This window comes from Solibacillus sp. FSL W7-1464 (assembly GCF_038004425.1).
In the GTDB taxonomy this organism is placed as follows: Bacteria; Bacillota; Bacilli; order Bacillales_A; family Planococcaceae; genus Solibacillus.
In genome coordinates, this window is sequence record NZ_JBBORC010000001.1 from 244,447 (window position 1) to 256,188 (window position 11,742).

An 11,742-nucleotide genomic window follows, 5' to 3' on the forward strand; every position below is an offset into this window, starting at 1 on the left:
AAAATGACAGTAGCAAATGAAATGACAATCAAATCAGGTCACGTGAAAACAGGTAAATATACATCGTTTGTCCATGAGGCAGGTTCAAAGACAAATGAAACGATTCTATTTTTACACGGTTCAGGTCCTGGTGTAACATCAATCGCCAACTGGAGTTATGCATTGAATGACTGCGGAAATGAGTTTCACTGTTTAGCACCTGACCTATACGGCTTTGCGGATAGTGATCATCCGGATGAACCGCTTAAAAATCGCCAAATGTGGATGGATTGCTGGGTTGAACAATTAATTGAGTTACTGGATTACTATGAAATCGAAAAAGCACATGTAGTAGGGAACTCGTTAGGCTGTTCCATTGCACTCGAATTGCTGCTTGAATATCCGGAACGCTTTGACCGTGTTGTATTAATGGGTCCGGGTGGTACACCTAATACGAAGCTAAGCCTGGAGTTGGCTCGCGCAAAATCATTCTATGATAATCCTTCTAAAAAGCGTCTCCAGCAAATTATGGGATGGTTCGTTTACGACAAAGACGCGATGCAGCCGGTTATTGACGGCTTAACGGATGCACGTTATGCCAATGCAATGCGTGAGGAAGTGAAGCGTTCAAATAACTCGATTTTCTCAACGGCAGCAGTACCGATTCCGGTCGTAGCATTGAACCGCATCAACCATGAAATTTTACTGATCCATGGTCAAAACGATAAAGTATGCTCAATCGAATCAAGCTATTATTTAGCAGAACACATTCCGAATGCACAATTGCATGTATTCCCTCAATGCGGTCACTGGACGCAAATCGAGAAAAAAGAGTCATTCAATTATTTAATCCAACAATTCTTTAACCGTAAAATTTAAGTTCTACTGGGTGTTTTCCGCTGAATGATAATAAAGCGCTTACAAAATGAAGTGGAAGTGATTTGAAAATGTTAAATGAACAAGCAGATATCGTCGTAGTAGGTGCCGGAAATGCCGCGTTATGCGCGGCCATTTCGGCAGCAGAACATGGCGCGAAAGTAACGGTACTGGAAATTTCCTCTGAAGAAGAAAAGGGTGGGAATACGACATATACGCATGGGTCGATTCGCTTTGCTTTTAAAGATGGTGAAGAGGTTCGGCAATTGCTGCCGGATATGACGGATGAGGAATTTGCGATGACGGATTTCGGCAGCTATCCAAGCGAACAGTTCTTTGATGACGTATGCACGATGTCAAACTTTCGTACAGATTACGATTTAACATCGGTCATGACCGATAAGAGCTTTGAAACGATGCAATGGTTACTCGATCATAATATTAAGTTTATCCCGATCTATGGTCGTCAGGCATACAAAATAGACGGAAAATTCAAATTTTGGGGGAACATGGTCATCGAAGCAGTCGGCGGCGGAAAAGGCTTAGTTGATGCGTTACATAATGAAGCCAATCGTTCAGGCATTACAATCCACTACAATACAGCCGCTGTAGATCTCGTAACGGAGCAGCGAAAAGTAAGAGGGATTATCGTCCGTCATGCCGGTGAAGAACGCCGGATTGACTGTCAGGCGATTGTACTGGCAAGCGGCGGCTTCCATGCAAATGTGGAAATGCGAACGAAATATTTAGGTCCTGGTTGGGATACCGTTCATACGCGCGGCTGTAAATATAATGTGGGAGACGGCTTGCGAATGGCAATGCAGCTAGGGGCCCGAACAACAGGAAACTGGTCCGGGGCACACGCAGTTGGAGGCGACCGTTACTTGCCGGACTATAAGGAAGGCTTCCAGAAACTAAGTTATCCTTTCGGCATCCTCGTCAATAATGAAGGTAAACGCTTTATAGATGAAGGCTCCGATTTCCGAAATTATACGTACGCCAAACTCGGACGTGAAATATTAAAGCAACCGGGGCAGTGTGCATGGCAAATTTTCGATGCAAAAACAAAACCTTTCCTGCGTGAAGAATACGAAGGGCGTCACGTATCGAAAGTGTCCGCGCCTACGCTGGAACAATTAGCAGAAAAGATGGATGGTATCAATAAAGATCGTTTCCTGCAGGAAGTTCATGACTATAATGCAGCGGTCAACCGTGATACGGCATTCAATCCGAATATATTGGACGGCAAAGCAACAACTGGTCTTGACGTTCCAAAATCCAATTGGGCTAACCCGATTGAAGAAGGTCCGTTTGAAGCGTATGCCATCGGGTGCGGTATAACATTTACGTACGGCGGTTTGAAAATCTCAAAAAAAGCGGAAGTCATTCATAATGATTTCACTACGATAGAGGGCTTGTATGCAGCGGGTGAAATTGTCGGTGGTTTGTATTACGACAATTATCCGGGTGGAGCCGGTTTAACTTCCGGTGCGGTATTTGGCCGTATTGCAGGAGAACAGGCCGCAAAATATAGCCGAAGAAAAATTACGATTTAAGGGAGGAAGTTTTATGACAATTATAGAGCGCAAAGTAAAAACAGGGGATTACGAAACATTTATTATGGAGGGCGGTATCGGAAATAAAGATGCGGTTATTTTAATCCACGGATCTGGCCCTGGAGCAAATGGTAAAGCAAACTGGCAATTCGTCATCGATGATTATGCGGAGGATTTCCATGTAGTCGCCCTTGATCTATTCGGTTTCGGCAACACGGACCATCCGGAAGAATATCCGGAAAACGGTGTGCAATGGATGTCGGTACGCGTGAAGCAAGTGCTCGATTTAATGGATGCGCTGAACATTGAAAAAGCAAATCTGATCGGGAACTCTTTAGGCGGCGTAGTAGCGACCTATTTGAACATGGCTGCTCCAGAGCGCTTCAATAAAATTGTGCTAATGGGTGCAGGTGTCTCATTATCACAGCCAACACCGGAGCTGTCGAAACTGGCAAACTTCCATTTAGATCCAACAAAAGAAAACTTGCGCAACTTACTGAGCTGGTTCGTCTATGACTTGGACCGCATGCAGGACTTTGTGGATCAAGTGGTGGAGGCTCGTTGGGAAGCATTCCAACGCCCGGAAATTCAGCGTTCCTACCGTGAAAACTTTACACGTTCAACAATGATTGAATTCCAAATTCCGCAAACGGCACTGGAGCGTATGCAAAATGAGTTTTTATTAATCCATGGTTACCACGATCGTTTCGTGCCGGTACAAAGCAGTCTTTATGCGCTGGAACACTTGCCGAATGCAGAGCTGCGTATCTTAAAAAGATGCGGTCACTGGGCAATGATCGAACAGCGTGAAGAATTTTTACACGCGACAAAGCACTTTTTCACAAAGGATAAAAAAGAAGTACATTCTTGATCATATAAGGGGGCTATATCATGGGAGAAACAGTAGTAAGTACATTGTCTGTAAGCGAAATGCTTGTTGAGAACGCTCGCCAGCTCATTCCGAAATTACGTGAAGCAACATTGGAAATTGATAAAAACAGCCAAATTCCAGATGAAATCATTCAGGAAATGCGTGAAAAAGGATTATTGAAGATTTTACGACCAAAAATTTTCGGTGGACATGAAACAAGCATGCAAAACTATTTTGATGTCGTAACTGAAATCAGCCGCGGAAATCCGTCTGCCGGATGGTTTACAGCGTTAAGCAATATTCGCGATTACATGATTTCCTATGTATATGGCGAAAAAGCGCTGGCAGAGATTTTTGGACCAAACCGCGATAATGATGTGATTTTAGCAGGCAACTTTAAACCGATCCGTATCGATATTGAAAAAGTTGACGGCGGTTACTTCATTAAAGATGCACAGTGGCCTTTCGTATCGGGAGCTCCGTATGCCGACTGGTTCTACTGTGGCGCTCCGGTTGACGATGGCAACGGCGGAATCGAAATGGCGATTTTGATCGTGCCTCGTGAAGACGTAACAGTTTTGGATGACTGGGATGTAGTCGGATTAAAAGGATCAGGCAGTAACAGTATTGTTATTAAAGAAGTGTTTGTCCCGGATCACCGCATTTCATTGGACCGTTTAGCGCAGCAGCGTCATTATATGATCGATGAATTAAAGGACAATCCGTTATACCGTACACCATTCGTACCTTCACTGACATTGTCGATTGCAGCACCGGTACTGGGCACAGCTCTTGGCGGATTTGATGTCCATATGGAACGAGTGAACAAAGCCGGAATCGGCAATACATTCTACAACAAAATGTCGGATGCACCGCTCACACATTTACAGATTGCAGAAATCGATATGAAATTGGAGTGCGCAAGATCATTATTTGAAAATGCGATCAAAATTTTGGATGAATATTCAACGAGCGGCAAGGAATTCACGCAAAAAGTGAGTATTCGCATTAAAGCACAGTACGGCTATGCCAACCAATTATGTAAGGAAGCCTATGATTTGATGCTGGCGGGAGCGGGTTCGGTTTTTGCTTACAACAACAACGTATTTCAGGCATTTTACCGCGACTTTATTACGATGCATTTACATGCATTCATTACACCGTCAAGCTTGCTTGAAACACATGGACGTTTAATGGTGGATCTGGAGCCGAACACATATTTCGCGTAGATAAATAAATAATCAAAAAGGGGAATGCACTATGACAAATCCGGAAATTTCAAAACTTGGCCACTTTGGTTTAGTAAGTACAGATTTAGAAAAATCACTTTGGTTTTTTAAAGAAGTAATTGGTCTTGAAGAAACAGAAGAAGCAGACGGTGTTCACTATTTACGTGCATGGGGTGACTTCGAGCACCATACATTAACACTTCGCGCCGGTGAAGAGTCTCGCCTTGATCATATTGCATGGCGTACAAAACGTCCTGAAGATGTAGATGCGTTTGCTGAAAACCTTCAAAAAGAAGGAATCGAAATCAACTGGGTAGCGGAAGGCACGGAAAAAGGGCAAGGAAAAGCATTCCGCTTCCAGCTTCCTAGTAAGCATACATTCGAAATTTATTTTGATATGGAAAAAACATTGGCTGCACCGGAAACACGTTCAGTACTAAAAAATCAGACACATAAATCATGGAATAGGGGGGTATCACCGCGTCGTATCGACCATGTGAATCTATTAAGCTCTATTCCTGCAAATGAGTTTTCAGATTTTATGATACAGCATTTAGGTTTTAACTTACGTGAATATGTGGAAGCGCCGGACGGAAGCTATTTAGGTGCATGGTTAAGTGTAACACCACTTGTACACGACATTGCATTCAGCTTTGATCCGCATTCCGCTTCTACACACGAAGTACACCATATTTCATACTGGTTGGATAATGCACAGGATTTATTGCGTGCAGCGGATATTTTAAAAGAAAACGGTATTGAGTTTAAAGGGCCGGGGAAACACGGAATTTCACAGGCGATGTACATTTATGCAATTGACCCTGGCAGCGGTGTGCGTCTGGAAATCTTCACAAACGGCTATTTAATTTTCGAGCCGGACTGGGAGCCGATTCGTTGGACATTGGATGAGATGAGCCTGGGCTTCACTTATTGGGGCGACCAAATGGACAATAACCCCGAAAATAACCCGACAATTAAAGCGTAAAATGTTTCGCAGCAAAGCGGATAGTTTACGAAGTGAAAATATAATCTGCAAAGAGGAGGCAACATTATGATGGATGACCGTTTATTCAGAAATGCGATGGGCAAGTTTGCGACAGGTGTTACCGTCATTACAACAGAACACGATAAACAAGAGCATGGTATGACAGCGAATGCATTCATGTCTGTTTCTTTGGAACCGAAGCTAGTTGTCATTTCAATCGGTGAAAAGGCGCGCTGCCTGCCAAAAATTAAAGAGAGCGGCATCTTCGGTGTCAATATTTTAGCTGAAGATCAGCAGGACTATTCAATGGTTTTTGCCGGTCAAAAGAAAGATGAAGTCGTGGAGGTAACTTTCGAACGCTTGGCAGGGGTACCGGTTTTACAAGGTGCCATCGCGCAGATCAGCTGTGATGTTGTGTCGGAGTATGTTGAAGGCGATCACACTTTGTTCATCGGCAAAGTACGGGATATTAAACTGGATGATTCGAAAGAACCGTTACTATTTTATGCGGGCAAATACCGTTCATTGGAAACAATTACTGTATAACAGGGGGATTCAAATTGGATATTCAACACGCTGCCAATGCCTTATTAACTGCTGAACGTTCGAAACAGCCAATTGAACCTTTCACGTCGTCAACTGATATTTCAGTTGACGACGCTTATCATATTCAGCTGTTGCAAATTAAAGAGAAATTGAAGGAAGCTGAACTGGTAGGCATGAAAGTTGGATTGACGAGCGAAGTCATGCAGAAGATGTTCAATGTAGACACGCCTGATTTCGGGCATATTTTGAGCACAATGGTATATGAAAATAACAGTACAATTTCGAAATCGCAGTTTATTCAACCGAAAGTAGAATTCGAAATTGCTTTTTTATTAAAGGAAGATTTAAAAGGTCCGAATGTGACAGTCGAAGAAGTATTACAGGCAACAAAAGCGATTGCACCGGCAATTGAAATTATCGATAGTCGCATTATGGACTGGAAATTTAAATTTGAGGATACGGTTGCGGATAACGGTTCGTCTGCGGGGGCAATTATCGGTACACCATCTGATTTACCACCTTTTGAGGAACTCGCTAACATTCCGATTGTCGTGAAGAAAAATGGTGAAGTGATCGATCAAGGTATAAGCAACGCGGTAATGGGAAACCCGGCGAAAGCGATTGCCTGGCTTGCCAATATGTTGAGTGAATATGATATTTCACTGAAAGCGGGTCAATTCATTTTAGCAGGTGCGATTACAGCGGCAGTATTCTTCGATGCGAATGACGAGTTTGAAATTGATTTCGGTAAGTACGGACAGTTGAAAGTACAGTTTACAGATTGACGATTGAGGTGAGCTAATTGACGAAGTTAAAAGTAGGCATCATCGGTTCAGGCAATATCGGGACCGATTTAATGTATAAAATTGAGCGCTGTGATGCACTGGAGATGGCGGTCATGGTAGGTATTGATCCGCAGTCGGAAGGTTTGGCACGTGCACGTGACCGTGGCTATATCGCGATTGAAAATGGTATTGAAGGATTTAAAGCACAGTTAGATCAAGTTGATATCGTCTTTGATGCGACGAGTGCCTATGCTCACAGAGAGAATTACGAGGTTATTAAAGCTGCAGGTAAAAAGATGATTGATTTAACGCCGGCAGCAATTGGGCCGTTCACTGTCCCGCCGGTAAATTTAAGTGAGCATTTTGAAAAAGACAATGTCAACATGGTAACGTGCGGCGGTCAGGCAACAATCCCGATTGTGGCAGCAATCTCCCGTGTTGTGCCAGTTGACTATGCAGAAATCGTTGCAACGGTCGCAAGCAAAAGTGCGGGCCCGGGTACACGTGCGAACATCGATGAATTTACAAGGACAACGGCAAACGCTATTGAAGCAGTCGGCGGTGCGAAAAAAGGGAAAGCAATTATCATTTTAAACCCGGCAGAACCGCCGATTATGATGCGTGATACCGTCCATGCGCTCGTAGCGGAGACGGGGAAAGAAGATGAAATCCGCGCTTCTATTAAAGAAATGATTGAAGAAGTGAAAACATACGTGCCTGGTTACCGTCTATGTGGCGAACCGATATTTGAAGGCAATAAAATATCGGTTTTATTGGAAGTGGAAGGGATTGGCGATTTCTTCCCGCCTTATTCAGGCAACCTGGACATTATGACGGCAGCAGCTGCGCGTGTAGCAAATGAATTAGCCAAAAATCTAATAGCGCAAGGAGCGGTTGTGCGATGAGAGACATTCATATTTTAGACGTATCGTTACGAGACGGCAGTCACTCCATGAAGCATCAATATTCCGAGCAGCAAGTACGAGACATTGCGAGAGGATTAAATCAGGCGGGTGTTGAGTATTTTGAAGTCGCACATGGTGATGGCTTAGGCGGATCGAGCTTGCAGTACGGCCTGTCTGCAGTGGACGAGCTGAAGTTAATCGAAGCTGCTGCCGCTGAATGTACCGATTCAAAAGTAGCTGTCTTACTAATTCCCGGCATCGGAATTAAGGATGACTTAAAAAATGCCGTGAATGCGGGCGCAAAAATGGCACGTGTTGCAACACATGTGACAGAGGCGGATATTTCAGCACAGCACATTGCCTATAGCCGTGAATTGGGACTGAAAACTGCCGGGTTTTTGATGATGGCACATATGGCTCCGACAAGCGTCATTGTCGAGCAGGCAAAATTATTTGAAAGCTACGGTGCGGAAATTGTGTATGTGACGGATTCTGCTGGTTACCTATTACCGGATCAAGTAACGGAACGCATTCGGGCATTGAAAGAAAATATCGACTGTGAAATCGGTTTCCACGCACATAATAATATGTCACTGGCGATGGCGAATTCTTTAGCGGCAATTGAAGCCGGCGCTACTTATATTGACGGATCATTACGTGCATTAGGGGCAGGCAGCGGCAATACGCAAACTGAAGTATTAGTTGCCGTGTTACAGCGGATGGGTATTCAAACAGGTGTCGATCTGTACAATATTATCGATGTCGCAAATGAGATCGTCGCACCTATTTTACCACGTCCTCAGGAAATATCAGGCTCGAGCTTAATTATGGGATATGCAGGCGTGTATTCAAGCTTCTTACTCCATACAGAAAAAGCTTCAAAACAGTTCGGTGTTGATGAACGCGATATTTTAGTTGAGCTGGGCCGCCGTAAAACAGTCGGCGGACAGGAAGATTTAATTTATGAGGTGGCACAGAGTTTAATGAAATAATAAGAAGCTGTGTTCACAATACAATTATATATGAAACAAACCGATAATTTTTGAATGCTACCTTAATATAAATGAGGTAGCTTTTTATTCATCTCATATTTTAAATACTTATATAGATAGAGAAGGTGAGCGCATGAAAATTTGTGGGAAATACCGCGCGAAGTTTGCAGATGGTCCAATCTGGCATCAGGCATATGGTGTGATTTGGCTGGATATCGCGAATAAAAAAATCATCACATTCAATCCGGAAACCGAAATAGAAGATGTGTATGATGCAATGGGGTGGATTCAGTCCATTATCCCGACTGCAGATGGTCAGTTTATTGGAGTTTACAAAGACGGCCTCTATTTGATCAATTTTAAATTAGGTCTGAAAAAACCGTTTGTTTTGCCGCCAGATCTGTCTGAAATACATTTTTTAAATGATTCTAAATGTGGACCAGACGGACGACTATGGATAGGTTATTCAGACGGTTTTTTTAAAAAGTTCAAAGAAACGCCGCAAACTGCATTTTCCAACTACCCATTCGAAAATGCGAAATTAATCTCCGTTGATGCAGAAGGCGAAATTCAGACGCATTTATCAAAATTAGCGATTTCCAACGGTTTGGAATGGGATCGCAAAACAAATAAATTTTATCATATTGATTCATCAAAACACGCAATCTTTCAATATGAATTAACAGAAAGCGGGCAGCTGCTTTTTGAAAAGATTGTTTATACTTTCAAAATGGTTGAAGGATATCCGGCCGGCATGACGATCGATAGTGAAGGGAATTTGTATGTAACTTTGTTTAAAAGTGGTCTTATGGCAAAAACAAGTAAGGAACAAACACGTGTTGTATGTATAAATCCACAGGAGCAGCAGATCAAAGAAGAATTCATCATTCCTGTTTCCCATGTTACGTCCTGCACGATCGGCGGTAAAAACTTGGACAATCTGTATGTTACAACAGCTTATGAAGCATTGCCGGAAGCGCGTATTAAAGAGGAGCCGCTAGCAGGCTATTTACTGCAGTTTCCGATAAAAACGACAGGTGTATTACCATATGAGTTTTTATTGGCAAGGAACGGAACGGATATCTGAAATTCAGTAATTTTTTACTAAAAGTTAGATTTTTCTGAATAAAAGTTTCCTAGATATCCAAAAGTACATTTTGTAACATTGAAAACAATAACAACCTAAAACAGGTTACTCATATCCATCATTTTAAGGGGGAATTGCAGTGGCACCAGAAATCGCTAAACTAGGCCATGTTGCTTTAGTGTCAACAGATTTGGAAAAGTCATTAGTTTTCTTTAAAGAGATTATTGGATTGGAAGAAACAGCGGAAATCGACGGTGTTCACTATTTACGTGCCTACAGTGATTTCCAGCATCATACTTTGAGCATTGAAGCGGGTGAAAGTGCTCACGTCAAACATATCGGCTGGCGTACAAAAACAGCTGATTGTGTTCAAGGCTTCAATGAACTTTTAGTCGAGCAAGGGGTAGATGTACAGGAATATCCAAAAGGCACAACACCAGGTATCGGTGATTCGATCCGTTTTCAATTACCGAGCGGCCATACATTTGAACTCTATTATGACGTGGAAAAATCAAAAGCCGGTCCGGATAAAGCTTCAGTTCTGAAAAACCAAGTATATAAATCGTGGAACAAAGGGATTTCGCCGCGTCGATTTGATCATGTAAATATTCATACGACGACAGATGTAGCTGAATCCTATGCATTTTTAACAGAAGTGCTTGGCTTCAATATGCGTGAGTATTTACGTGGCGATGACGGTATTTTGGCGGGCTGGATGAGTGTGACGCCCCTTGTACATGATGTGGCGATGATAAAAAAGGAAACGCTTCCAACACCTGCCCGTCTCCATCACATCTCGTACTGGCTGGATGATACACAGGATATTTTACGTGCTGCAGATATTTTAAAAGAAAACAATCTGCCATTTATCGGTCCAGGTAAACATGGTGTATCTCAGGCGATCTACTTATATGTAATGGATCCTGGAAGTGGCTGCCGAGTGGAATTATTCTCGGGCGGTTACTTAATTTTCGAACCGGATTGGGAACCTGTTGAGTGGACATTGGAAGAACGTGCCTTAAGTAATACATATTGGGGCGACAGTGTGCAGGATAAAGAATTAAATAATATTACGATTGAAGCGAGGTAAGAGCCTTAGTTAACCACTAAATTATGACATTTTAGAAAGGTGTGAAGTAGCATGAAAACAATTATCGTAAATGAAAAAAATCTACCGATTGTCCAGCAAAGTAGCGAACCCGCAGTAATGGCATTAGGATTTTTTGATGGTGTGCATAAAGGTCATCAGCAGGTAATTTTAGCAGCAAGAAAAAAAGCCCGGAAAAAAGGCTTGAAATTGGCTGTTATGAGTTTTTTTCCCCATCCGAAAACGGTCTTTTCAAATGAAGAAGTAGACTATTTAATGCCGATGGAGAAAAAGGCCGAACGCTTTCAGTCATTAGGTGTCGATTTGTTCTATATAGTGGAATTTACGAAAACGTTTGCTGCTCTTTTACCGAAGCAATTTGTCCAGCAATATTTAGTGGGGCTTCAAGTGCAGTACGCCGTAGCAGGTTATGACTATACGTACGGTGCTAAGGGAGCCGGTACGGTCGCTACAATCCAGTCAGACAGCGACTGGAAAATTGAAGTCGATGTTGTGAAGCGTTTTGCCATTTCAGGTGAAAAGGTGAGCTCGACATGTATTCGTGAAAAATTGAAACGGGGCTATGTCGAGGAAGTAACAGCATTATTAGGAAAGCCGTATAGCATCCAATACTCGCTGAAAAACGGATTGCACGATTACTATACACTTCCTCAATGCGGAGAATACTATGTCACGATTTTAGCCGGTAAGCGGGCGATCTCGCAAAAAGTTTATGTGAAGAATGCCAAGGACATTATTTTCTACCAAGATTTAAATATCGATGATTGTTCGATTTATTTCCATCAACGCGCAACCCAAAAATACCAAGAAATTAGTTGAGAGG

Annotated in this window: 12 protein-coding genes; all 12 read left to right on the plus strand. The window is 42.7% G+C overall.

Annotated features, from left to right (window positions below):
- Positions 1–3: 3 nt before the first annotated feature.
- The 12 genes from MKZ25_RS01230 to MKZ25_RS01285 all read left to right on the plus strand — a co-directional run bounded on the left by MKZ25_RS01230 (position 4) and on the right by MKZ25_RS01285 (position 11,738).
- Positions 4–858: an alpha/beta fold hydrolase gene (locus tag MKZ25_RS01230; RefSeq protein WP_340799773.1), complete on the plus strand. Its 855-nt coding sequence runs from the start codon at positions 4–6 to the stop codon at positions 856–858.
- Between the two features lie 68 nt (positions 859–926).
- Complete coding sequence (tcuA, locus tag MKZ25_RS01235) at positions 927–2,411, plus strand: FAD-dependent tricarballylate dehydrogenase TcuA (protein ID WP_340799774.1); 1,485 nt, start codon at positions 927–929, stop codon at positions 2,409–2,411.
- 13 nt (positions 2,412–2,424) lie between these two features.
- Positions 2,425–3,282: an alpha/beta fold hydrolase gene (locus MKZ25_RS01240; protein ID WP_340799775.1), complete on the plus strand. Its 858-nt coding sequence runs from the start codon at positions 2,425–2,427 to the stop codon at positions 3,280–3,282.
- 20 nt (positions 3,283–3,302) lie between these two features.
- Positions 3,303–4,511, plus strand: a complete 1,209-nt coding sequence (locus MKZ25_RS01245; RefSeq protein WP_340799776.1) for an acyl-CoA dehydrogenase family protein — start codon at positions 3,303–3,305, stop codon at positions 4,509–4,511.
- Between the two features lie 31 nt (positions 4,512–4,542).
- A complete protein-coding gene (locus MKZ25_RS01250) occupies positions 4,543–5,496 on the plus strand; it encodes a VOC family protein (RefSeq protein ID WP_340799777.1) in 954 nt (317 codons plus the stop codon).
- Between the two features lie 69 nt (positions 5,497–5,565).
- Complete coding sequence (locus tag MKZ25_RS01255; RefSeq protein WP_179946262.1) at positions 5,566–6,042, plus strand: flavin reductase family protein; 477 nt, start codon at positions 5,566–5,568, stop codon at positions 6,040–6,042.
- Between the two features lie 14 nt (positions 6,043–6,056).
- Positions 6,057–6,827: a 2-keto-4-pentenoate hydratase gene (locus MKZ25_RS01260; RefSeq protein ID WP_340799778.1), complete on the plus strand. Its 771-nt coding sequence runs from the start codon at positions 6,057–6,059 to the stop codon at positions 6,825–6,827.
- 17 nt (positions 6,828–6,844) lie between these two features.
- The gene (locus tag MKZ25_RS01265; RefSeq protein WP_340799779.1) at positions 6,845–7,732 is read left to right on the plus strand and encodes an acetaldehyde dehydrogenase (acetylating); all 888 of its coding nucleotides are present in this window, start codon (positions 6,845–6,847) and stop codon (positions 7,730–7,732) included.
- The gene (dmpG, locus tag MKZ25_RS01270; RefSeq protein WP_340799780.1) at positions 7,729–8,724 is read left to right on the plus strand and encodes a 4-hydroxy-2-oxovalerate aldolase; all 996 of its coding nucleotides are present in this window, start codon (positions 7,729–7,731) and stop codon (positions 8,722–8,724) included. The genes MKZ25_RS01265 and dmpG overlap by 4 nt, the downstream gene beginning before the upstream one ends.
- Positions 8,725–8,857: 133 nt before the next feature.
- On the plus strand, positions 8,858–9,811 hold the full coding sequence (locus MKZ25_RS01275) for an SMP-30/gluconolactonase/LRE family protein (RefSeq protein ID WP_340799781.1): 954 nt from the start codon (positions 8,858–8,860) through the stop codon (positions 9,809–9,811).
- 139 nt (positions 9,812–9,950) lie between these two features.
- Positions 9,951–10,901 carry a VOC family protein gene (locus tag MKZ25_RS01280; RefSeq protein WP_340799782.1) on the plus strand — a complete coding sequence of 317 codons (951 nt, stop codon included), beginning with the start codon at positions 9,951–9,953 and terminating at the stop codon, positions 10,899–10,901.
- 51 nt (positions 10,902–10,952) lie between these two features.
- Positions 10,953–11,738 (plus strand): FAD synthetase family protein, encoded by a 786-nt coding sequence (locus tag MKZ25_RS01285; RefSeq protein ID WP_340799783.1) that lies wholly within the window; start codon positions 10,953–10,955, stop codon positions 11,736–11,738.
- The last annotated feature ends 4 nt before the right edge of the window (positions 11,739–11,742 follow it).

Excerpts from the sequence above, each read along its gene's own strand:
- MKZ25_RS01230 (WP_340799773.1), top strand. The coding sequence starts at position 4 with ATGACAGTAGCAAATGAAATGACAATCAAATCAGGTCACGTGAAAACA.
- tcuA (WP_340799774.1), top strand. The coding sequence starts at position 927 with ATGTTAAATGAACAAGCAGATATCGTCGTAGTAGGTGCCGGAAATGCC.
- MKZ25_RS01240 (WP_340799775.1), top strand. The coding sequence starts at position 2,425 with ATGACAATTATAGAGCGCAAAGTAAAAACAGGGGATTACGAAACATTT.
- MKZ25_RS01245 (WP_340799776.1), top strand. The coding sequence starts at position 3,303 with ATGGGAGAAACAGTAGTAAGTACATTGTCTGTAAGCGAAATGCTTGTT.
- MKZ25_RS01250 (WP_340799777.1), top strand. The coding sequence starts at position 4,543 with ATGACAAATCCGGAAATTTCAAAACTTGGCCACTTTGGTTTAGTAAGT.
- MKZ25_RS01255 (WP_179946262.1), top strand. The coding sequence starts at position 5,566 with ATGGATGACCGTTTATTCAGAAATGCGATGGGCAAGTTTGCGACAGGT.
- dmpG (WP_340799780.1), top strand. The coding sequence starts at position 7,729 with ATGAGAGACATTCATATTTTAGACGTATCGTTACGAGACGGCAGTCAC.
- MKZ25_RS01275 (WP_340799781.1), top strand. The coding sequence starts at position 8,858 with ATGAAAATTTGTGGGAAATACCGCGCGAAGTTTGCAGATGGTCCAATC.
- MKZ25_RS01285 (WP_340799783.1), top strand. The coding sequence starts at position 10,953 with ATGAAAACAATTATCGTAAATGAAAAAAATCTACCGATTGTCCAGCAA.